The sequence below is a fragment of the Rhodobacter ferrooxidans genome (assembly GCF_000176015.1).
GTDB lineage: Bacteria > Pseudomonadota > Alphaproteobacteria > Rhodobacterales > Rhodobacteraceae > Pseudorhodobacter_B > Pseudorhodobacter_B ferrooxidans.
On record NZ_ACYY01000023.1, the window covers coordinates 1 to 19,363 of the forward strand.

The 19,363-nt window shown below is 67.9% G+C and carries 21 protein-coding genes, 1 tRNA gene and 1 pseudogene; 13 read left to right on the forward strand and 10 right to left on the reverse strand.

The window, feature by feature from the left end; translation table 11 throughout:
* From RSW2DRAFT_RS18385 to RSW2DRAFT_RS14060, 4 genes and pseudogenes are all read left to right on the forward strand, one after another.
* Positions 1-264: pseudogene (locus tag RSW2DRAFT_RS18385) on the forward strand (hypothetical protein); the annotation flags it as partial.
* A gap of 9 nt (positions 265-273) precedes the next feature.
* Positions 274-576: an RNA-binding S4 domain-containing protein gene (locus tag RSW2DRAFT_RS14050; protein WP_008032073.1), complete on the forward strand. Its 303-nt coding sequence runs from the start codon at positions 274-276 to the stop codon at positions 574-576.
* Positions 577-630: 54 nt separating this feature from the next.
* A complete protein-coding gene (gene fdxA, locus RSW2DRAFT_RS14055) occupies positions 631-969 on the forward strand; it encodes a ferredoxin FdxA (RefSeq protein WP_008032077.1) in 339 nt (112 codons plus the stop codon).
* A 306-nt stretch (positions 970-1,275) separates the two neighbouring features.
* Positions 1,276-1,785 (forward strand): CarD family transcriptional regulator, encoded by a 510-nt coding sequence (locus tag RSW2DRAFT_RS14060; protein WP_008032079.1) that lies wholly within the window; start codon positions 1,276-1,278, stop codon positions 1,783-1,785.
* A gap of 57 nt (positions 1,786-1,842) precedes the next feature.
* Here RSW2DRAFT_RS14060 and RSW2DRAFT_RS14065 read toward each other — a convergent pair whose 3' ends face one another.
* Positions 1,843-2,604, reverse strand: a complete 762-nt coding sequence (locus RSW2DRAFT_RS14065; protein ID WP_008032081.1) for an adenosylcobinamide-GDP ribazoletransferase — start codon at positions 2,602-2,604, stop codon at positions 1,843-1,845.
* A gap of 81 nt (positions 2,605-2,685) precedes the next feature.
* On the opposite strand from RSW2DRAFT_RS14065, the gene cobT reads away from it, so the two are divergent.
* Positions 2,686-3,702, forward strand: a complete 1,017-nt coding sequence (gene cobT, locus RSW2DRAFT_RS14070) for a nicotinate-nucleotide--dimethylbenzimidazole phosphoribosyltransferase (protein ID WP_008032082.1) — start codon at positions 2,686-2,688, stop codon at positions 3,700-3,702.
* Positions 3,703-3,783: 81 nt separating this feature from the next.
* Here the strand turns inward: cobT and RSW2DRAFT_RS14075 are convergent, their stop codons facing one another.
* The 3 genes from RSW2DRAFT_RS14075 to RSW2DRAFT_RS14085 all read right to left on the reverse strand — a co-directional run bounded on the left by RSW2DRAFT_RS14075 (position 3,784) and on the right by RSW2DRAFT_RS14085 (position 8,960).
* Positions 3,784-5,673, reverse strand: a complete 1,890-nt coding sequence (locus RSW2DRAFT_RS14075) for a monovalent cation:proton antiporter-2 (CPA2) family protein (RefSeq protein ID WP_008032085.1) — start codon at positions 5,671-5,673, stop codon at positions 3,784-3,786.
* 156 nt (positions 5,674-5,829) lie between these two features.
* Positions 5,830-6,453, reverse strand: coding sequence for a hypothetical protein (locus RSW2DRAFT_RS14080; protein WP_008032086.1), 624 nt, complete (start codon positions 6,451-6,453; stop codon positions 5,830-5,832).
* Positions 6,396-8,960, reverse strand: coding sequence for a hypothetical protein (locus tag RSW2DRAFT_RS14085; RefSeq protein WP_008032087.1), 2,565 nt, complete (start codon positions 8,958-8,960; stop codon positions 6,396-6,398). Before RSW2DRAFT_RS14085 ends, RSW2DRAFT_RS14080 begins: the two co-directional genes overlap by 58 nt.
* Before the next feature lie 160 nt (positions 8,961-9,120).
* Between RSW2DRAFT_RS14085 and RSW2DRAFT_RS14090 the strand changes: the two genes are divergently transcribed.
* Together RSW2DRAFT_RS14090 and RSW2DRAFT_RS14095 are read left to right on the forward strand one after the other, a co-directional pair.
* The gene (locus RSW2DRAFT_RS14090; RefSeq protein ID WP_008032088.1) at positions 9,121-9,816 is read left to right on the forward strand and encodes an SIMPL domain-containing protein; all 696 of its coding nucleotides are present in this window, start codon (positions 9,121-9,123) and stop codon (positions 9,814-9,816) included.
* A gap of 102 nt (positions 9,817-9,918) precedes the next feature.
* A complete protein-coding gene (locus RSW2DRAFT_RS14095) occupies positions 9,919-10,494 on the forward strand; it encodes a dual specificity protein phosphatase family protein (protein ID WP_008032089.1) in 576 nt (191 codons plus the stop codon).
* Between the two features lie 3 nt (positions 10,495-10,497).
* Here RSW2DRAFT_RS14095 and RSW2DRAFT_RS14100 read toward each other — a convergent pair whose 3' ends face one another.
* Positions 10,498-11,496: a hypothetical protein gene (locus tag RSW2DRAFT_RS14100; protein WP_008032090.1), complete on the reverse strand. Its 999-nt coding sequence runs from the start codon at positions 11,494-11,496 to the stop codon at positions 10,498-10,500.
* An 82-nt stretch (positions 11,497-11,578) separates the two neighbouring features.
* On the opposite strand from RSW2DRAFT_RS14100, the gene RSW2DRAFT_RS14105 reads away from it, so the two are divergent.
* The gene (locus tag RSW2DRAFT_RS14105) at positions 11,579-11,992 is read left to right on the forward strand and encodes a hypothetical protein (RefSeq protein WP_008032091.1); all 414 of its coding nucleotides are present in this window, start codon (positions 11,579-11,581) and stop codon (positions 11,990-11,992) included.
* A gap of 86 nt (positions 11,993-12,078) precedes the next feature.
* On the opposite strand, the gene RSW2DRAFT_RS14110 is transcribed toward RSW2DRAFT_RS14105, so the two are convergent.
* The gene (locus RSW2DRAFT_RS14110; protein ID WP_008032092.1) at positions 12,079-12,873 is read right to left on the reverse strand and encodes a dimethylarginine dimethylaminohydrolase family protein; all 795 of its coding nucleotides are present in this window, start codon (positions 12,871-12,873) and stop codon (positions 12,079-12,081) included.
* A 61-nt stretch (positions 12,874-12,934) separates the two neighbouring features.
* Positions 12,935-13,018, reverse strand: a tRNA-Tyr gene (locus tag RSW2DRAFT_RS18055).
* 121 nt (positions 13,019-13,139) lie between these two features.
* Here RSW2DRAFT_RS18055 and rlmB point away from each other — a divergent pair.
* Together rlmB and RSW2DRAFT_RS14120 are read left to right on the forward strand one after the other, a co-directional pair.
* Complete coding sequence (rlmB, locus tag RSW2DRAFT_RS14115; protein ID WP_008032093.1) at positions 13,140-13,937, forward strand: 23S rRNA (guanosine(2251)-2'-O)-methyltransferase RlmB; 798 nt, start codon at positions 13,140-13,142, stop codon at positions 13,935-13,937.
* A gap of 160 nt (positions 13,938-14,097) precedes the next feature.
* Complete coding sequence (locus tag RSW2DRAFT_RS14120) at positions 14,098-14,517, forward strand: CoA-binding protein (protein WP_008032094.1); 420 nt, start codon at positions 14,098-14,100, stop codon at positions 14,515-14,517.
* Positions 14,518-14,570: 53 nt separating this feature from the next.
* Here the strand turns inward: RSW2DRAFT_RS14120 and RSW2DRAFT_RS14125 are convergent, their stop codons facing one another.
* Positions 14,571-14,882 (reverse strand): phosphoribosyl-ATP diphosphatase, encoded by a 312-nt coding sequence (locus RSW2DRAFT_RS14125; RefSeq protein WP_008032095.1) that lies wholly within the window; start codon positions 14,880-14,882, stop codon positions 14,571-14,573.
* A complete protein-coding gene (gene hisF / locus RSW2DRAFT_RS14130; protein WP_008032096.1) occupies positions 14,879-15,640 on the reverse strand; it encodes an imidazole glycerol phosphate synthase subunit HisF in 762 nt (253 codons plus the stop codon). The genes RSW2DRAFT_RS14125 and hisF overlap by 4 nt, the downstream gene beginning before the upstream one ends.
* A gap of 144 nt (positions 15,641-15,784) precedes the next feature.
* On the opposite strand from hisF, the gene RSW2DRAFT_RS14135 reads away from it, so the two are divergent.
* A complete protein-coding gene (locus RSW2DRAFT_RS14135) occupies positions 15,785-16,696 on the forward strand; it encodes a hypothetical protein (RefSeq protein ID WP_008032097.1) in 912 nt (303 codons plus the stop codon).
* Positions 16,697-16,758: 62 nt separating this feature from the next.
* Here RSW2DRAFT_RS14135 and hisA read toward each other — a convergent pair whose 3' ends face one another.
* Entirely contained in the window at positions 16,759-17,478 is a 720-nt protein-coding gene (gene hisA, locus RSW2DRAFT_RS14140; RefSeq protein ID WP_008032098.1) for a 1-(5-phosphoribosyl)-5-[(5-phosphoribosylamino)methylideneamino]imidazole-4-carboxamide isomerase, read from the reverse strand.
* A 169-nt stretch (positions 17,479-17,647) separates the two neighbouring features.
* Between hisA and RSW2DRAFT_RS14145 the strand changes: the two genes are divergently transcribed.
* Together RSW2DRAFT_RS14145 and RSW2DRAFT_RS14150 are read left to right on the forward strand one after the other, a co-directional pair.
* On the forward strand, positions 17,648-17,845 hold the full coding sequence (locus RSW2DRAFT_RS14145) for a hypothetical protein (protein WP_008032100.1): 198 nt from the start codon (positions 17,648-17,650) through the stop codon (positions 17,843-17,845).
* Positions 17,846-17,849: 4 nt separating this feature from the next.
* Positions 17,850-19,319: a sodium:solute symporter family protein gene (locus RSW2DRAFT_RS14150; RefSeq protein ID WP_008032103.1), complete on the forward strand. Its 1,470-nt coding sequence runs from the start codon at positions 17,850-17,852 to the stop codon at positions 19,317-19,319.
* Positions 19,320-19,363: the final 44 nt, after the last annotated feature.

Consider the following 19,363-nt stretch of genomic DNA (forward strand, 5'->3'; position numbering starts at 1 on the left):
GCCGCCGACGCCCGCCCGCCACGCGCCGACCGCGGCGAGGGCTTCAAGGGCAAGCCGCGGCCCAAGGGTGGCAAGCCCGAAGGCAAGCCGGAGCGTGGTGACCGCGGCGACCGCGGCAACCGCCCGGACCGGGGCGACCGCGGCGGCAAGGATCACGGCAAGTCCGCGCCGCAGACCTACGAGGCGCGTCCGCCGCGCGCCGAAAAGCCGATCGACCCCGACAACCCGTTTGCCGTGCTGCTGGCCCTGAAAGGCCGGACCTGAGGCCTGGCGGTGCGGCAGGGAAATCCCGCTGCATTGCCAAGGCAGCGGCTGGACCTCTGGCTGTGGCAGGCGCGGTTCTTCAAGACCCGCGCCCTTGCCGCGGCCGTGGTCAGTTCCGGCCACCTGCGGCTGAACGGTGCCAAGGTTGGCAAGCCCGGCCATGGCGTCACCCCCGGTGATGTTCTGGGCTTCGTGCAGGCCGACCGGCTGCGGCTGGTGCGGGTTCTGGGCCTCGCACAGCGCCGCGGCCCTTCCATCGAGGCGCAGACGCTCTATCTCGATCTGGATGCGCCATCGTCACCGCTTGAATGATCGGGACAGTTGGTCTAGCAAGACCGCGAAACGCCAAGGGAGACCGCACCTGCCATGACCTATGTGGTGATCGACAACTGTATCGCCTGCAAATACACCGACTGTGTCGAGGTTTGCCCGGTGGACTGTTTCTACGAAGGCGAAAACATGCTGGTCATCCACCCGGATGAATGTATCGACTGCGGCGTGTGCGAACCGGAATGTCCGGCCGACGCCATCCGCCCCGATACCGAGCCGGACATGGACACCTGGGTGGAGTTCAACCGCAAATACGCCGAGATGTGGCCGGTGATCGTCACCAAGAAAGACATGCTGCCCGACGCCGAGGCCCGTGACGGCGAAACCAATAAACTGGCTACATATTTTTCGGAAAAGCCCGGTCTGGGCGGCTGATTTCCGGGTAATTCCGGATGCATGCGAATCGCTTCGCCGCGGCAGGTGCCGACGGGTGTTTTGCCTGACGCAAAAAACTGTTTGAATTCAATGCATCGCCGGTTTGCGACATCGCGCTGTCGTCGTTGGAATCAGGCGAATTTTGTGTTATGATGTCGTTACAAAGAAGCACGGGAACCGGACCCTTCGGCAGCGCCGCTTGCCTGCGAAGGATACTCCAGCGACAATTCATCTGCATCGTCGGGGTTTTTCCCCGGACGGTGGATTTTCGTCGGATGATGGGGAACCTTTCGAGGAAGCGACTGAATGACCAAATCGAAGAAGCCTGAGTTTCGTCCCAACGAGTTTGTGGTTTACCCTGCCCATGGCGTCGGCAAGATCATCTCGATCGAAGAACAGGAAATCGCGGGGCTGCATCTGGAGCTGTTCGTGATTTCGTTCGAAAAAGACAAGATGACGCTGCGCGTTCCCACCCACAAGGCCACCGAGATCGGCATGCGCGGGCTGTCCTCGCCCGATATCGTGACCAAGGCGCTGGATACGCTGAAGGGCAAGGCGCGGGTGAAGCGGGCGATGTGGTCGCGCCGGGCGCAGGAATATGAACAGAAGATCAACTCGGGCGACCTGCTGTCGATCGCTGAAGTGGTGCGCGACCTGCACCGCAGCGACGACCAGCGCGAGCAAAGCTATTCCGAGCGGCAGCTTTACGAGGCGGCGCTGGAACGGCTGACCCGCGAAGTCGCCGCCGTGTCGGGCGTGGACGAGGCCGGGGCGCAGAAGACCGTCGGCACCGTGCTGACTTCGCGCGCCGCCTGATCTTTCGGGAGTTCAGGGAAAAGCCGCTGCCTTCGGGCGGCGGCTTTTTCTTATGTGTCAAAGCATTGCGGCGGCCACGGCCAAAGCGGCCAGTTCGGCCAGTTGCTGCGAGGCCCCCAGAATGTCGCCGGTCTGGCCGCCGATCCGCGCGCGGGCTATCACCGCCAGCCCCAGGCAGGCCAGCGCCGCCAGCACCGCCATGCCCGGCATCATGCCGCCCACCAGCAGCAGCGGCAGCCCCAGCCCCAGCGCCAGCGCCCCCAGCACCACCGTTGCCTGCGGCTTGCCCACCGCCTGCGACAACCCGCTGCCGCGGGCATTGGGCAGCGCCGCCATCAGCAGCACCATCGGCAGCCGCGACAGCGCCCCCACCGCAATCAGCACCGGCCAATGCGCCCCGGCCGCCAGCACAGCACTCAACGCCGACCATCGCCCCAGCGTGACGATCAGCAGCGCCAGCACGCCATAGCTGCCGATCCGGCTGTCTTTCATGATCTCCAGCCGCCGGGCCTTGTCCCAGCCGCCCCACAGGCCATCGGCGCTGTCGGCCAGCCCGTCCTCGTGCATCGCCCCGGTCAGCATGGCGGTGGTGCCCAGCACCAGGGCCGCCACCACGCCCGGCGTCAGGCCGATGGACAGCCCGGCTGCGGCCACCAAGGCGGCGAGGCCACCGATGCTGGCACCGACCAAGGGCCAGCTCCAGGCCGTGGCTGCACCTTGCGGCGGGTTGGCGGGCATGGCCAGCGGCAGCCGGGTCAGCAGGCCGAAGCCCACGCGCAGATCGCGCAGAAAATTCCCCGGCCTGTCGTTTGTGGTCACTTTGTCGCCCCTTCCGTGCTGGCAGTGCTGCCGCTTTGTTGATAGCGAAGGCGGACCATGGGTTCAATGAAGGAACAGACGATGACCGCAGCATTCTCCACCTTGGCCGATTTCCGCAAACGGCTGGAAGCGCTGCCCGTTGCCGATGCGGCGGCAGTTCTGGCGGCAACCGAGCGCAATGGCCAGTTGACCAAGCCGCCGGGGGCGCTGGGGCGGCTGGAGTCGCTGGCGATCTGGTATGCCGGGTGGCGCGGCACTGGTCGCCCCAGCCTGGAGCATCCGCAGGTGATTGTTTTTGCAGGCAATCACGGCATCGCCGCGCGTGGGGTGTCGCTGTTTCCGGTGGAAGTGACGGTGCAGATGGTGGCGAATTTTCAGGCCGGAGGCGCGGCGATCAACCAGCTTTCCAAAGCTTTTGGCGCCACGATGACCGTGCAGGCGCTGGACCTTGACCACCCGACGCAGGATTTCACCCATGCCCCGGCGATGACCGAGGCCGAGGTGGTGGCGGCGCTGCTGGCGGGCTGGGAGGCGGTCGATCCGGCGGCCGATCTGCTGGTGGTGGGCGAGATGGGCATCGGCAACACCACCTCGGCGGCGGCGATTGCCTGCGGGCTGTTTGGCGGGGCGGCGTCGGATTGGGCCGGGCGCGGCACCGGGCTGGACGATGCCGGGGTGTCGCTGAAGGCGCGGGTGGTGGCCGAAGGTGTGGCTTTGCATGCCGCCAGCTTGGGCGACCCGTTGCAGGTGCTGCGCTGCCTGGGCGGGCGCGAGATTGCGGCGATGGCCGGGGCGATTGCCCGGGCGCATGATCTGCGGATACCGGTGCTGCTGGACGGTTTCATCTGCTGTGCCGCCGCCGCGACGCTGGAAATGGCGGTGCCGGGGGCGCTGGATCACGCGATGGCGGGGCATGTCAGTGCCGAGGGGGCGCACCGGGCGCTGCTGGCAAAGCTGGGCAAGGCGCCGCTGCTGGACCTGGGGTTGCGGCTGGGCGAAGGCTCGGGGGCGGCTTTGGCGATTGGCGTGCTGAAGGGGGCGATTGCCTGCCATTCCGGCATGGCGACCTTTGGCGAGGCCGGGGTTTCGGAAAGCTGAAAGGAAGCCGGGGAGGGGGCTGTCGGCCCCCTCCCCGGACCCCTCCCCCGAGGATATTTTTCCAAAGGAGAATGCAGGGGTTTATTCGGCGGCGCGGCTTTCGGGGCGGGCCTGTTCCAACTCGTCGCTGAGCGCGGTTTCAAGGTCGCGGTCCAGTTCGCGGGCGCGGTCCATATAGGCTTCGTTCAGGTGCACCGGCTGGCCCGGCACCCAAAGCTCGGCCAGTTCGCGCAGCGCCACCCGGTCGGCCTTGAAGTAGGTTTGCGACAGTTTGGCGGCCTCGTAGTCGGTGAACCCCATGTTTTCCAGCACATAGCGCCCGGCCCGCACCGCCGAGTCGAAGGTTTCGCGCACGATGTCGTCGGCACCGGCCTGATAGAGTTCATAGACATTCACCCGGTCGCGGGCGCGGGCGACGATGTGCAGATCGGGGCGCATCTTGCGGGCATAGGTGACGATCTTCACCGTATTGGCAAAATCATCCACTGCCACCACCAGCACGCTGGCCTGCGCCAGGCCCGCCGCCTCCAGCAGTTCGGGGCGGGCGGGGTCACCGAAGAAGCCCTTGACGCCAAAGCGGCGCAGCACCTCGATCGCCGCCATGTCGGCGTCCAGCACCACGGTGCTGAGGCCGCTCATCCTTGCCATGCGGTTGACCACCTGACCGAAGCGGCCGATGCCTGCGATGATCACCGGCGCCTTCTCGTCGATCTCGTCGGGGTGATGGTCGGGGGTGCGGGCGGCGATGCGGTGGGCCAGCCGGTCATAGCCGATGAACAGCGCCGGGGTCAGCAGCATCGACAGGCTGATCACCAGCAGCGCCAGTTGCGCCACGCTGTCGGGCAGGATCATCTGCTGCACCGCAAAGCTGACGATCAGGAAGCCGAATTCGCCGGCCTGCGCCAGGCCAAGGCTGAACAGCCAGCGGTCGCGCCCCTTTACCGCGAAGAAATGCGTCAGCGCATACAGCACCGCCGCCTTCAGCGCGATCAGCCCCAGCGTCAGCCCCAGAATAGTGCCCGGCTGTTCGGCCAGCACGGCGACGTTGATGCTGACCCCGACGGTCATGAAGAACAGGCCCATCAGGATGCCCTTGAACGGGCGGATATCGGCCTCGAGCTGATGGCGGAATTCCGAGTTGGCCAGCACCACCCCGGCCAGAAACGTGCCCAAGGCCGGTGACAGCCCGACCAGCATCATCAGGAAGGCAATGCCCAGCACCATCAACAGCGAGATGAAGGTGGACATCTCGGGCAGGCGCGAGGCGTGCACGAACCGAAACACCGGGCGGGTCAGGAAATGCCCGCCCAGCACGATGCCCGCCACCGCGGCCAGCGTCAGCAGCGTCACCACCCAGCCCGGCTGCGACTGCACGAAGCTGAGCAGCGGCTCGGCGGCGTTTTGCGGCGTGGCGTCGGTGCTGTTGCTGACGCCATGGGTGGCGGCGGTGGTGGCGGGGCGGCTGGCCAGCAGCGGGATCAGCGCCAGCATCGGCACCACCGCGATATCCTGTGTCAGCAGCACCGAGAAGATCGACCGCCCACCGGCGCTGCGCAGCAGGTTCTTTTCGGTCAGCGTTTGCAGCACGATGGCGGTCGAGGACAGCGACATCAGCAACCCCAGCGTCAGCGCCACCTGCCAGGCCTGCCCCAGCGCCAGCATCACCCCGGCAATCAGCGCCGTGGTCAGCACGACCTGCAGGCCACCAAGGCCCAGCAGCCGGTGCCGCATCTCCCACAGGGTGCGGGGTTCCAGTTCCAGCCCGATCAGGAACAGCATCATCACCACGCCAAACTCGGCAAAGTGTTGCAGGTCCTGGGTTTCCGACCCGGCCAGCCCCAGCACCGGCCCCAGCAGGATGCCCGCCGCCAGATAGCCCAGCACCGAGCCAAGCCCCAGCCGGACCGAGATCGGCACGATCAGGACGGCGGCACCAAGGTAGAGGCTGGCTTGCAGCAGGAATCCTTCCATCGGCGTCCTTTCCGGGCTGGCGGTGGTGGGGGCGATCCTTGCGGCGACCGTTTGGCGCGTAAGGATCGGGCCAAGGATAGGCGGCGCGGGTCGGAAATGTCCATGCGGCAAACGCATGGAATCCGGTCACAATGTCGCGTTTTGGAAAGTGGCGGCCTAGCCGCGCGGCAGGGCCAGGGCCAGCATGCGACCGCCCTTCTGATAGCGCACTTCGGTGGCGGTTATTGCGGCCACGGTGCCACCATCGACCCGGTCACCGACCTTGATCTTCTTGAAGCGGCCATTGCTTTGGCGGACCAGGGCGTGGCGGTTGTTGGCCGGGCCATAGATGCCGATCAGGTTGGTGTCCGACAGGCTGATGGCATTGACGAAAGTTGCCTGCTTGGCCACCGAGGCGCGGGTGGGAATTTGCGGCGCGGCGGTCGGTTCGGGTTCATCCTGGGCCTCGGGCTCTGACGGCGCGGCGGCGGCGGCCTGACGCTCGGGTGCGCGCACGGCGGCGGCCACGGCGGCCTCGACCGCCTTGGAGAAATCGCCGGGGCGGGCGGCGGGGCGGCGCGAAACGCCGACACCGTTCAGGGCGATCCGGGTTCCGGCGGGCTCTGCTTGCGGCTCTGTCGCGGTGGCGGCAGAGGCGGAAAGAGAGGCGGCCTGGGTGGCAAGGCGGGCGGCTTCGCCCGCAGCCAGCACCGTGGCCGGTCGGGCGCGGGGGCGCAGGCTGGTCAGGCGACTGCCGGGCGGAATGGCCAGCGAGGCGCCATCATCGGGCGGGCTGACCACGGGGGGGGCGCCAGATCGGCGGGGCGGGTGCGGGGCCGTGCTTCGGCAAGCGCCGGGTCGGCGGGGGCGGCTGCCGGCTCAACCAAGGGCGCTGTCGCATCGGGCAGCGGTGCTGCCGCATCGGGGGGCCGTGATGGCGGCGGCGGCACCGGGCAGCGCCGGGGTTTCGGTGCTGCGGGCGCCACCGGCGCTGTCGCAGCAGCAGCAGCTTCGGCTGCGGCAAGGGCAGCCGGGCGCGGCGGAGGCACGCGCGAAGGTTTGCCCAGCACGACATGCACGCCTTCGGGGGTCATCACGCCTTCAGCCGTCGGCTGAACCAGGCCATCGGCGTCAAAGGCATAGGTGGCGCCGAACGGCGGCGGCGGCATTTGCGGCGCGGGCAGCACATCGGCGGTCTGGTCGGGCTGCGGCAGGGCGATGGCATCGACATCTGGCGGCGCTGCATCCATGGTGGCCAGGAAAATCTCGTCCTGACTGGAGCCCGCACCCGACAGCGCGGCCGCCGCACTGTCGGCGGTGGCCGGTGCCGCCGCTTCCGGCTGGGTTGCTTCCGGCAGCGGCTCGGCGGTGGCCAGATCGGCTGCCGGGTCAGTGGCGGCCGGGTCAGCGGCGGCGGGCACATCGGCAACCACCGGATCATCCGGGCCGGGCGTCGGCAGCGCCGGGTCGGGGGCGTCCGCTGCCGCCACGTCGTTGGTTGCCCCGCCTTCTGGTGCCCCGCCTTCTGCTGCGGGCACATCCGGCGTGGCGGTGGCCAGCGCCGGTTCGGTGGCCGGCTCGTCAGACGAGGCCAGATAGAATGACGACCAGGCCGCGGCAATTGCCAGGAACACCAGCAGCAGCACCGTCAGCACCAGCCCGAGGAAGCGCGGCTTGCCCCGCTGCGGCACGCCGCGCCGGGCGAAGGGCGGCTTGGCGGTGGCGCTGTCGTCCATCGGCAACGGCTTGGCGGTCGCCGGTTTCGGCCGCCGCGGATCCAGCCCCGAAATACCCGGAGCCGTGACCGGCGCCGACAGCCCGCGGGCCTTCTTCTGCGCCACCAGGGCGGCCACGGCGGGCGGCAGCGACGGCGGAATGACCCAATCGTCCTGGCCTTCCTTTTCCGCGGCAAAGGCGTTCGGCAGCGACGGGTCGCGCGCCGGTTTCAGCGGCGGCGGCACCAGTTCTTCGGCCGCGGCCAGCGGCTCGACGCGCGGGCGCAGCGGCGGGGCGGCCGAAAGACCGCCAGAAAGCGGCTCGGGCATCGGGCGTTTTTCCGGCGTGGATGCCGGGGAAATCGACGGTGCCGGACCCCGTTCCATGCCAGAGGTCCGCAACGGCTCGGGGCGTTGCGATGGCGGCGGCGCGGCGGTCCAGCCAGTGGCGGGGCCATCGCTGCCACGCCGGGTGGCAAAACTGGACGGCGATGCGGCGGCGGGTTCAGATGGCACGCCAGGCGGCGGCGCCAGATCCGCGCGGGGCGCCAGATCCGCGCGCGCCGTCAGTGTCTTGCTTTCGCCCGCGTCTGACGGCACCGCGATCTGGCCTGTATCGGCGGCGACATCGGGTGTCGCAACAGGCTCTTTCGCAGAGTCGGGGTCTGCGACCACGGGGGGCTGCGGCGCGACGGTTTCGGCTTTGAGCGCGGCTTCGGAACGCGGCTCCGGGTCCGTGGCCATCGTCGGCACCGGCGCTGCCACCGGCTCGGCGGAGCTTGCGGACGCGGCACCGGCTTGCCGCCGGGCTTTTTGCCGGGCGGACTTGCTACCGGTCGGCGGCGGCGTCTCGGGTGCCGGGTCGCCGGTGACTTTCGCCGCCGTCACCACCGGTTCCGGCGCGGCCGGGCGGCGATAGGGTTCGGGCGGCGGCAGGTCATCGGCCTTGACCGAAGGCGCAACCGGGCTTTCGGCCTTGCCCGCCCCCGGTTTGCCCGCCCCCGGTTTGCCCGCCGCACCCTGCGCCGATTCGTGACTTTTGCCGTCGCGCGACACGATGGTGATCGCATCCTGATCGCGATCGACTTTTTCGCCCGCCGGCACCAGTTCGGCGGCCATCCCGCTGACGCCGAACCACGGCTCGCCGCTGAACTTCGCCGGATCGGGCTTGGCCACGAAAGAGATCGGGTTGAAGCGGTGCTCGGTGGCAAACGCCTCGGCCTCGGTCAGGGTTTCCTTCGCTACAACAGCCACTTGCACCGTGGGGCCGTTGCCGCGCCAGTCGAACACAAGATCATCGACCGCATAGGGCGTCAGCCCCTCCAGCGCCCGCCGGATCTGGCCGCGGCGCTGCGAATCCTCGGGCCCGGGGGCCACCACCTCGGTGTAAAGGATCTGCGAATTCGGGATCACCAGCTTGGTGGAAATCCCATGAGGCGCAAGGCCAAGCGCCGAGCGGCGCAGGTAGGACAGCGCGTCCCCCAGATCGGGGGCGTCGAAGGTGGTCGAGCCAACCTCCAGCCAGCCGCGCGGGGTGCGCGTCAGCAGGCTGATGCTGTCATCTGTCAGATTGAGGGCGAAATTTGGTTTCATGGCACGGGTCTAGCACAGGTTCCGTTGACGGGGGGAGTCTGCTGCCGCGCCCCGCGTCTTTTTACAGCAGCTTTTTGCCGAAGGGAAGGAAAAGCCCCAAGGATATGCTTGCGAGCCACGTCTGACAGGTTGAGACTTTGCCGCAATGAAGGAGATAATCATGCGTATTCTGACCGCCCTGTGCCTTGCCACCGCCCTGACCCTGCCGCTTTCGGGAATCGTCCAGGCCGCCGACACGGCCACCATCACGGTGTCGGGCGAGGGCCGGGTGGACAGCCGCCCCGACATGGCCAGCATCAGCCTTGGCGTCACCACGCAAGGCATGACCGCCGCCGAGGCAATGACTGCCAATTCGGCGCAACTGGCCAAGGTGCTGGACAACCTGCGCGCGGCAGGGATTGCCGACCGCGACCTGCAGACCACCGGGCTGTCGCTGAACCCGAACTGGCAAAGCGATTCCAGCGGCAACAATTCCCGCATCGTCGGCTATATCGCCTCGAACATGCTGAACGTGCGGGTGCGGGCGCTGGACGGGCTGGGGCAGGTGCTGGATGTCGCGGTGCAGGACGGGGCCAACACTCTGAACGGTGTCAGCTTCGGCCTGTCGAAACCCGAGCCGGCGCTGGACGAGGCGCGCAAGCTGGCGGTGGCCGATGCCTTGCACCGCGCCACGCTGCTGACCGAGGCGGCGGGGACAAAGCTGGGCCGGGTGATCTCGATCACCGAAGGCGGCGGCTATTATGCCCCGGCGCCGATGTTCAAGGCCGACAGCGCCATGGCCGCCGCGGTGCCGGTGGCCGAAGGCGAGGTGACCACCTCGATCTCGGTCACGATTGCGTGGGAAATCGCGCAATAACCGGGCCGGGCCGCCCGCAGCAGCCGTTGCGGGCGGCCCGGGGCTTGTCTTGCCGGGGTTTGGCGTGCATCTAACCTGCAAGGCAGGCAAGCGGAGCGATGAATGAAACAGGTGGTGCGGTTCGGTCTGCGGCTGTTCGGGCTGCTGATGCTGGGGGTACTGGCGCTGATCGCCTATCTGCTGGTGCTGTATTCCTACAACAACTTCCACACGGTGATCGAGGGCGAGCTTTACCGCTCGGCCCAGGTGACGCCCGAGCAGATCGCGCAGTATCAGGCCGATCACGGCATTGCCAGCATCCTGAACCTGCGCGGTGCCGCCCCCGGCAAGCCCTGGTATGACGCCGAGATGGCGGCTTCGGAAAAGCTGGGCATCACCCATGTCGATTTCCGCATGTCGGCCCGCAAGGCGCTGACCGCCGATCAGGCCAAGGCGCTGATCGCGCTGATGCGGGACATGCCGAAACCGATCCTGATCCATTGCCTGCAAGGGGCCGATCGCACAGGGCTGGCCTCGGCGCTGTATCTGGCCAGCATCGCCGGGCGCAGCGAGGACGAGGCCGCAGGGCAGATCTCTATCCGCTACGGCCATTTCTCGGTGCCGAAGCTGTCGGAGGCCTATCCGATGGACGAGACCTGGCAGATGATGCTGCCGCAGATCAGCTTCGCAGCGCCATAAGCCCTAGCGGAACCACAGGCCTTCGCGTTTCAGGGTGTTGCGGATGAACTGCTCGCGTCGGGGCAGGTTTTCGCGATCAAACAGCGCCCGCGCGGTGGTGCCCTTGCCCTGATAGATCAGCTTCTTGAACGGATCATAATCCTTCAGCACCCGCTTCACCGGGTTGGGGGCGGCGACGGCTTCCAGCGCCGCCACCACCGCATCGCTTTCGCGGGCGTAAAGCAGCGGCAGGGTGCGCCAGTGGCAGGTGATGTCGCCATCCAGCCCCGCGAGGTCCGGCCCCGGCCGACCACCGCCAAGCGAATGGATCACCAGCGGCAGCGCCACCTGATCCAGCCAGGGGTCGAGCGGCTGACACACCAGTTCCGGCGGCGGGTTGGATTTGATCTGGGTGGCATAGTCCAGAAACCGCGCGCCGAAAGCCTGCGGGCTTTGGTGGAAGAACCAGCCGGCGTTGAAATAAAGGTAGCGTTGCCAATACTCTGCGGGCTGGCCTTCATCCAGACTGGAAGCGAAATCCAGCCCGAAACGCGCGTAAAGCGCGCCCCAGATCCGGTCGTAGCCGGGGCCGTAAAGCTCGATGGTGGGCCAGGTGCCCTCGCGCCGCATCGAGGCGGAGGGGCGGGCGAAATCGAACCGGATGTCCGCGAAAGACCCGGTGATCAGGGTGTCGGTATCCAGAAACAGGAACGGCGCGTCGGGCAGCGCTGACAGACATTCGATCTTGTTGCCGTAGGGGTAGTTTTGGCCAAACGCCCGCGAGTCAAACGGCAGGAATACCGCGCCCAGGCTTTCCAGCAACTCCCGCGCCGGGCCTGTCACCCGCGGGTCTTGCGGCCACAGCTTTCCGGGCTGCGGCTCGGCCAGAAAAAGCTTGCCCGGAAAATCCGGGTCGGCGGCGCGCAGGCTGGCGGCCAGCAGCACGGCTTCGTATTGCAGCCGCCCGGCCTGTGCCACGGCGACGATATTGAAGACTTGCCGCGCGGCGGGGGGGTTTGCCATACTGCACCTGCTCGTTTCCGTTTTGGCAACTATAGGGCGGAAGATTGGCGGGCAACAGCACCACTTGCAAAGGATTTTCAGCATGGATTTGAAGGGGATCGCGCTGCTGGCGCTGCTGGGTGCCACCGGCGCGCAGGCGCAGGATTTCACCACGGCGGCAGAGGTGAAGCCGATCCTGCAGGCCACCAAGGCCAACTGGGTGGCGGTGCGCGAATATGACGGCAACGATCTGGTGTATTTCACCCATCTGGAAAGCTGGCGCTGCGGGCTGTCGCAGATCCGGTTTTCGGTGAATTCGGCGGCGGCGGCCAAGGTCTGGGAGGTCGAGCCGTGCTATGAAGGCACCGCCCAGCCCAACGCGATGAAGCTGGAGGGGCATCTGCCCTATATCACCCTGCCGCTGGGAATGGTGCAGACGCTGGCGGTGGTGGTGGTTTACGACGATGGCAGCGAGGACCGCATCGACGTGACCCGGCCGCAGGTGCTGATGCCCTGAGCCGCTTGTCCGCCGTTCCCGGCGTCCGTGCTGAGGGGGGGCGCGCTGAGGGGGGGCGCTGAGGCCGGTGACGGCCGAAAAGCCGATCAGGCGCGCGGAGTGAAGCGCAGGCTGAGGCAGGACATGCCGCCATCCAGTTTCGCACATTCGCTGTTGCCGATCTGGCGCAGCGAAAACCCGGCCTTGTCAAGGATTTCGGCGGTGCGGGGAAAGCCTGCGGGCAGGATCACAGGATCGTTGAAGCGGATAGCATTGGCGCAGGCCTCCTCGCCTTCGGCCACATGGATCACCTTGTAGCCGGCAAAGCAGCCCGAGGCGTCCAGCCGCCTTGTGGCCAGCACGGTATCGCCGTCCAGCAGCGAGCAGTCGGTCTTGAAGTGCAGAACGCCGGGCGGCGTGAACACCTCGCGCAGCTTGTGGCCCCAGCGGGCGACCAGCCGCGCCAGTTCGGCCACGCCTGCGGCATCGGTGCGGGCAGAACGGCCGACCAGAATCTCGGTTTCCGTCACCAATATGTCGCCGCCTTCGATATGGCCGGGGCCGTCGATGCGCAGCACTTCGCCGTAAAGCTGCGCCAGGTGCGGCGCCATTTCGGCGGCCTCGCCCAGCCGCGATGGCGCGCCGGGGCGCATGATCACCGCCCCTTCGGGCAGGCACAGGGCGGTGTCTTCGACAAAAACGCTGTCGGGATAGGCCTCCAGCGGCTCCAGTTCGATCACCGTGGCCCCGGTTTCCCGCAGGGCTGCCACATAGTCGGCGTGGTGCGTCCGCATCAGCGCCAGGTCCGGCGTGCCGGTATCGACCGCGCGCAGGCCATGGGTGATCGAGGCGGCGGGGCGGCGGGTTATGGCATGGCTGAAACGGGTGGCACGCTGGGTCATCGCGGTCTCCTGACAGATGCGCGTCATCGCCAGAGGCCGCCTTGCGAGCCGGAAGGCAACATGGTGGGCGACCCTGGAATCGAACCAGGCACGAGTCTCCTCGGCGGAGTTACAGTCCGCTGCCGCACCTTGCAGCTCGTCGCCCACTGGGCCGGGGGAATACGGCAGCGGCCTTGGGGCGTCAAGGCGGAAAGTGCGGGTGTTTTGGCCTTGCAGCCGGGCGGACCCGTGGCGCATTGTCGGGCGCGGGCAGGCGCGAGGATGGCATGACGACGGGATCAACGAAACCGAGCTGGGTGATCGACAAGGAGCGCGCCAAGCGGGCGGCGGCCAGCGAAACCGTCTGGCTGTTCGGGCTGCATGCGGTGCGCGATGCGTTGCTCAATCCAGCGCGGGAAAAGCTGCGGCTGGTGCTGACCAAGAACGCGCTCGACAAGCTGGAGGACGCGGTGGCCGCCTGTGGCATGGCGCCCGAGGTGGTTGAGCCGCGGCAGTTTGACGTGCCGATCGACGAAGGCTCGGTGCATCAGGGCGCGGCGTTGCAGGTGCGCCCCTTGAACTGGGGCAAGCTGGCGGATGTCTGCATTTCCGGCACCGGCGCGCCCTTGGTGGTGTTGCTGGACCGGGTGACAGACCCGCACAATGTGGGGGCGGTGCTGCGCTCGGCCGAGGTGTTCGGGGCGCGGGCGGTGATCGCGCCGGCACGCCATTCGGCACCGGAAACCGGGGCGCTGGCCAAGACCGCCTCTGGCGCGCTGGAGCGGCAGCCCTATCTGCGGGTGGTCAATCTGGCCGATGCGATGCAGGAATTGCAGGCGATGGGCTATGTGCTGCTGGGGCTGGACGGCGAGGCCGAGGTGACGCTGGCGCAAGCCGTGGCCGAGGCGGGCACCCGGCCCATTGGTCTGGTGCTGGGCGCCGAGGGGCCGGGGTTGCGGGACCGCACCCGCGAGACCTGCGACCGGCTGGTGCGCATCCCGGCGCAGGGCGGCTTTGGCTCGCTGAACGTGTCGAACGCCGCGGCGGTGGCGCTGTATGCGGTGGCCGGCCGCGCAGTTTCGTGATCACAAAACCGCGACCGGCCCTACAAATCCTGCGCGGGCGTCATATGTTAACGGCACAGGCACCGGGCCGGAACGCCCCTGCCTTCCTTCACTGTCCCTCGTTCCGCGACTGGCGCCCGGCCCCTGCGGCTCGGGCGCCTTTTTATTCCGGGGTGTGAACATGCGCGAAACCGATGCGGTTCTGACGGAAATCTTGAACAATACCAAGGTGATCGCTCTGGTCGGCTGGTCGCCGAACCCGGACCGGGCCAGCAATCATGTGGCGCTGTTCCTGAAGGCCAGGGGCTATCGGGTGATCCCGGTCAATCCGGGGCAGGCCGGGCAAGTGGCGCTGGGCGAGGTGGTGCGGGCATCGCTAGCGGATATTGCCGAGCCGGTGGACATGGTGGAAATCTTTCGCCGCTCCGAGGCGGTGCTGCCGGTGGTGCAGAAGGCTTTGGCGCAGTTGCCGGGGTTGCGGACCATCTGGATGCAGCTTGGGGTGCAGAACGCCGAGGCGGCGGCCTTGGCCGAGGCGCGGGGGGTGCAGGTGGTGCAGAACCGCTGCCCGGCGATCGAGATTCCACGGCTGGGATTGTAAGCCAAAAATCTTCGAAGATTTTTGCAAAACTTTTCGAAAAGTTTTGCTGTTTCTCAACTTCGGGCGGCTTTCTCGGCGATGCCAGAGGTGCCCTCGCGGCGTTCGAGTTCGGCCAGCACCTCCGCCAGCGCGACATCGCGCGACGCCAGCATCACCAGCAGGTGATACAGCACGTCGGCGGCCTCCGATGTCAGCCGCTCGCGGTCGCCCTTCACCGCTTCGATGATCGCCTCCACCGCCTCCTCGCCGAATTTCTCGGCGCATTTCTCGGGGCCCTTGGCCAGCAGTTTCGCGGTCCAGGAAGATTCGGGGTCGGCGCCCTTGCGGGCGGCGATGGTGGCGGCAAGCCGGTCCAGCGCGCTCATGTCAGACGCACCGGGATGCCGGCGGCGGCCATGTGGGCCTTGGCCTCGCGGATGGTGAAGGTGCCGAAATGGAAGATGCTGGCGGCCAGCACGGCGCTGGCGTGGCCCTGGGTGACGCCTTCGACCAGATGATCAAGGGTGCCGACGCCACCCGAGGCGATCACCGGGATGTTCACCGCATCGGCGATGGCGCGGGTGAGGGGGATGTTGAAGCCCTGCTTGGTGCCGTCGCGGTCCATCGAGGTCAGCAGAATCTCTCCGGCGCCCTTGGCCGCGACGGTGCGGGCAAACTCCACCGCGTCGATGCCGGTGGATTTGCGGCCGCCGTGGGTGAAAATCTCCCATTTGCCGGGGCTGACGGTCTTTGCGTCAATGGCAACGACGATGCACTGGCTGCCGAAACGGTCGGCGGCTTCGCGAACCACATCGGGGTTGGCGACGGCGGCGGAATTGAAGCTGACCTTGTCGGCCCCGGCCAGCAGCAGGGCGCGCACATCCTCGGGCGTGCGGACGCCGCCGCCGACAGTCAGCGGCATGAAGCATTGCTCGGCGGTGCGGGTGACCAGATCATACATGGTGCCGCGGTTTTCGTGGGTGGCGTGGATGTCGAGGAAGGTGAGTTCGTCGGCCCCGGCGGCGTCATAGGCGCGGGCGGCCTCGACCGGGTCGCCGGCATCGCGCAGGTCGATGAAGTTGACACCCTTGACCACGCGGCCATCGGCGACGTCGAGGCAGGGGATGATGCGGGTTTTCAGCATGGGCGATCCTTGCGGGCAGTGCAGCCTTCATAGTGGCAGGGCGCGGTGCTGGCCAGTCGGCTTTTTGCCGCCGAGGGCCGGGTTGGGGATTTGGTGCATCTGCTGCGTCGTGGCAGGCTGAAGGTCAGCAGCAGGAGGGCGGCGATGGCGCAGCGGCGGGCAGGTTTGCGGTATCTTGGGGCGGCGCTGGCGTTGGGGCTGATTGCGCTTTGGGGGTCGGAAAACCTGTTCTGGACGGTGCCGCTGGATGGCATTGCGCCGCTGGACTGGCTGCTGACCTGGGGCGCTTATTCGCTGGTCGCGGCGGTGGCGCTGTCGGCGGTGCTGTGGTCGGGCCTGAGCGGCTGGCGGGCGGCGTTTCTGGGCGGGGCGGTGCTGGGCTTCGGGCTTGAGGGGGTGGTGGCCACCACGATGTATGACGCCTTTCCGTTCCAACTGGTGTGGACGCCGCTGGCCTGGCACGCGCTGGTCACCGGGCTGATGGTGCTGGCGCTGCCGCGGCGGCTGGCGCGGGGCGGGGTTTGGCGGCAGGTGGTGGGGCTGTTGGGGCTGGGGCTGTTCGGGGCGGTCTGGGGGTGGTTCTGGCCGACCGAACGCAGTGATCTGCCGGGCTTTGGCCTGCCGCTGGTCTATCTGCCGGGGATGGCGGTCAGCGTGGTGCTGGCGCAGCTAGGGCTGGACCGGCTGGGGCGGCTGGAGGTGCCCCGGCCTTGGGTCTTGCTGCTGGCACCGGGGGTGTTGGCGGCGCTTTGGCTGGGGCGGTTGGCCGCGATGCCATCGCCGCTGCTGCTGGCTTGCCCGGCGCTGATCGGCGTCACGGTCTGGGCGGCGCGGCGGTTGGGGCCGGGGCCGGTGGGGCTCGAACTTGGCCCGGCGGTGCCGGTGTGGCGGCACGGGTTGTTTTTGCTGGCGCCTTTGGTGACGGCGCTGCTGGTGGTGCCGGGCTGGGGGATGTTCGGGCCGGTGCCGTCGAACATTCTGGTGGCGGTGGGGGCGGGCGGTGCGGCGCTGGTGCTGTGGTTGCGGCTGGTGATTGGCGCGCTGCGGCGGCGGTAAGGGGGCTTTGCCCCCTCGCGCCGGGGGCGCTCACCCCCAGGATATTTGTGCAGAGGTGAATGTCAGGGGTTGAGGGTTTTCAGCGCGGTGGCGAGGTCGATGGTGCCGTCGTAAAGCGCGCGGCCCGAGATGGCACCGGCGATGATGCCGGTGTCGCGCAGGGCGATCAGGTCGGCCATAGAGGAGACGCCGCCCGAGGCGATGACCGGGATGCTGACGGCGCGGGCCAAGGCTTCGGTGGCGGCGATGTTGGGGCCGCCCATCGCGCCGTCGCGGTCGATGTCGGTATAGATCAGGGCGGCGACACCGGCATCCTCGAAGCTGCGGGCGAGGTCGGTGGCCTGCACGGTGGTTTCGGTGGCCCAGCCTTTGGTGGCGACAAGGCCCTTGCGGGCGTCGATGCCGACGGCGACCTGACCGGGGAAGGCGCGGGCGGCCTGGCGGACCAGATCGGGGTTCTCCACCGCCACGGTGCCGAGGATGACACGGGCCAGGCCCTTGGACAGCCACATCTCGATGGTGGCCATGTCGCGGATGCCGCCGCCAAGCTGGGCGGGGACTTTGATTGCTTTCAGGATCGCCTCGACCGCGGCGGCGTTGACTGGGGCACCGGCGAAAGCGCCGTTCAGATCGACCAGATGCAGCCATGCGCAACCGGCCTGCTGGAACTTCAGCGCCTGCGCCGCCGGGTCGTCACCGAACACTGTGGCCGCCGCCATCTCGCCGCGCAACAGGCGCACGCATTGGCCGTCTTTCAGGTCGATGGCGGGGTAGAGGATCATCTTGGGCTTCCCGGATCTCGTGCTGTGGCGCGGTGATAGCCGGAAACCGGGGCGGGTGCAAAGCCTGCTTCGGGGCGTGTTGTTAGCGGTAACGCGGCGTCTCGCCGCAGTTGCGAAGGCCGGTTGTGCAAGGTAGCTGCGGTGGAATTGCAACCGAGGGGGGATGAACATGCAGGAACGACCGGGGCGGCGCGGGTTTTCGATCTGGCTGGCGACAGTTGCTCTGCTTATAGTTGTAGGCGTTGTTCTGCCCTACCGGGTGCTGGCCGGCGGTGCGCCGTCGATGGCGATCTTCGGCTTCTGGTTGGCCTTCGGTCTGGCGGTGGTCGCGGTGATCGGCGTCGGCGTCGCGCGCTGGAAGGTGTGAGAAGATGATCTCCAGCACCATCATCTGGGCCGCCATCGCGGTTTTCGCCGTTGCCGGAGCCATCATCGCCTGGCTGGCGCAGCGGGCCAACACCGGCACCGCCGCCGACTATTACCTTGGCGGCAGCCGGTTGGGCGGCATGATCGCCGGGCTGTCCTATGGCGCCACCACCTATTCGGCCTTCATGCTGGTGGTGCTGACCGGGCTGACCTATCGCGGCGGCGTCGGCGCACTGGGGTTCGAGCTGATCTATTTCGCCGGGCTGACCCTGCTGGTGGTGTTTGCGCCGCGGTTCTGGCTGGCAGCGCGCAAATGGGGCTTCATCTCGCCGGCCGAGATGGTGGGCGCGCGCTATGGCAGCCCGGCGGTGGCCAAGGCGATGGCGGCGGTGGCGCTGGTGTTCCTGCTGCCCTATTGCACGACGCAGATGGCCGGGGTCGGCTTGCTGCTGTCGGGCGTGACCGGCGGCGGGATCACGCTGGCGCAGGCGATTGCCACCGGGGCGGTGCTGGCGACGCTGTGGACCCTGCTGGCGGGCTTGCGCTCGGTGGCCTGGACCGATGCGGCGCAGGCGGTGGTGATGCTGCTGTCGGGCGCGGTGGCGGTGGCTGCGGCGGTGGCGGCGATCGGCGGGCCGCGCGCCTTCATCGACCAGACCGTGCAGAACCATGGCGCCTGGCTCGATCTGCCCGGGCCGGGGCTGTGGAGCCTGCCGACCTTTGTGGCGCTTGCCTTCCCGTGGTTCTTTTTCGCCATTTCCAACCCGCAGGTCAGCCAGCGGCTGTTCGTCGCCCGCGATTTCGCGGCGATGCGGCGGATGATCCTGTGGGTGCTGGGCTTCGGGCTGTTGTTCACGCTGGTGGCGGTGATCTGGGGCTTTGCGGCGCTGCATCTGGTGCCGGGGCTGGAGAATACCGCCATGGCCACCCCGGCGCTGCTGACATCCGGGGCGATTCCGGTGCCTGTGGCGGTGCTGCTGGTGATCGGCGTGCTGTCGGCGGCGGTTTCGACGCTGGAATCCATCGCGCTGACCATGGGCTCGATGGTGGCGCGCGACTTTCTGGGGGCAAGGACCGGCGATGCGATGCAGGTGTTTGCCGGGCGGCTGGTGGTGATCCTCGTGATCGTGTTCGCGGCGGCTTTCGCGCTGGATACCGCGAAGATCGTCGATCAACTGGCGGCGCTGTCCTCGGCGGGCCTGCTGGTAACGGTGCCGCCGATCATCGGCGCCTTCTTCTGGCGGCGCGGCACGGCGGCGGGGGTGCTGGCGTGCCTCGCGGGCGGGTCGGTGGTGGCGGTGGTCATGGCGCTGGGGCTGGGGGTCAGCGTGTTCAATCCGGCGCTGGCACTGACGGTGGCGGCGGTCAGCACCGGGCTGTTCGTGGCGGTCAGCCTGATCAGCCAGCCGCGCGTGGGCGCGCTGGATTTCGCGGACGAATTGCGGGCCGATCTGGACCGCCATAACGCCTGGTAGCCGCTACCCAACGTCAGGCTTGCGCGAAAGCTGCCGCCATGGCG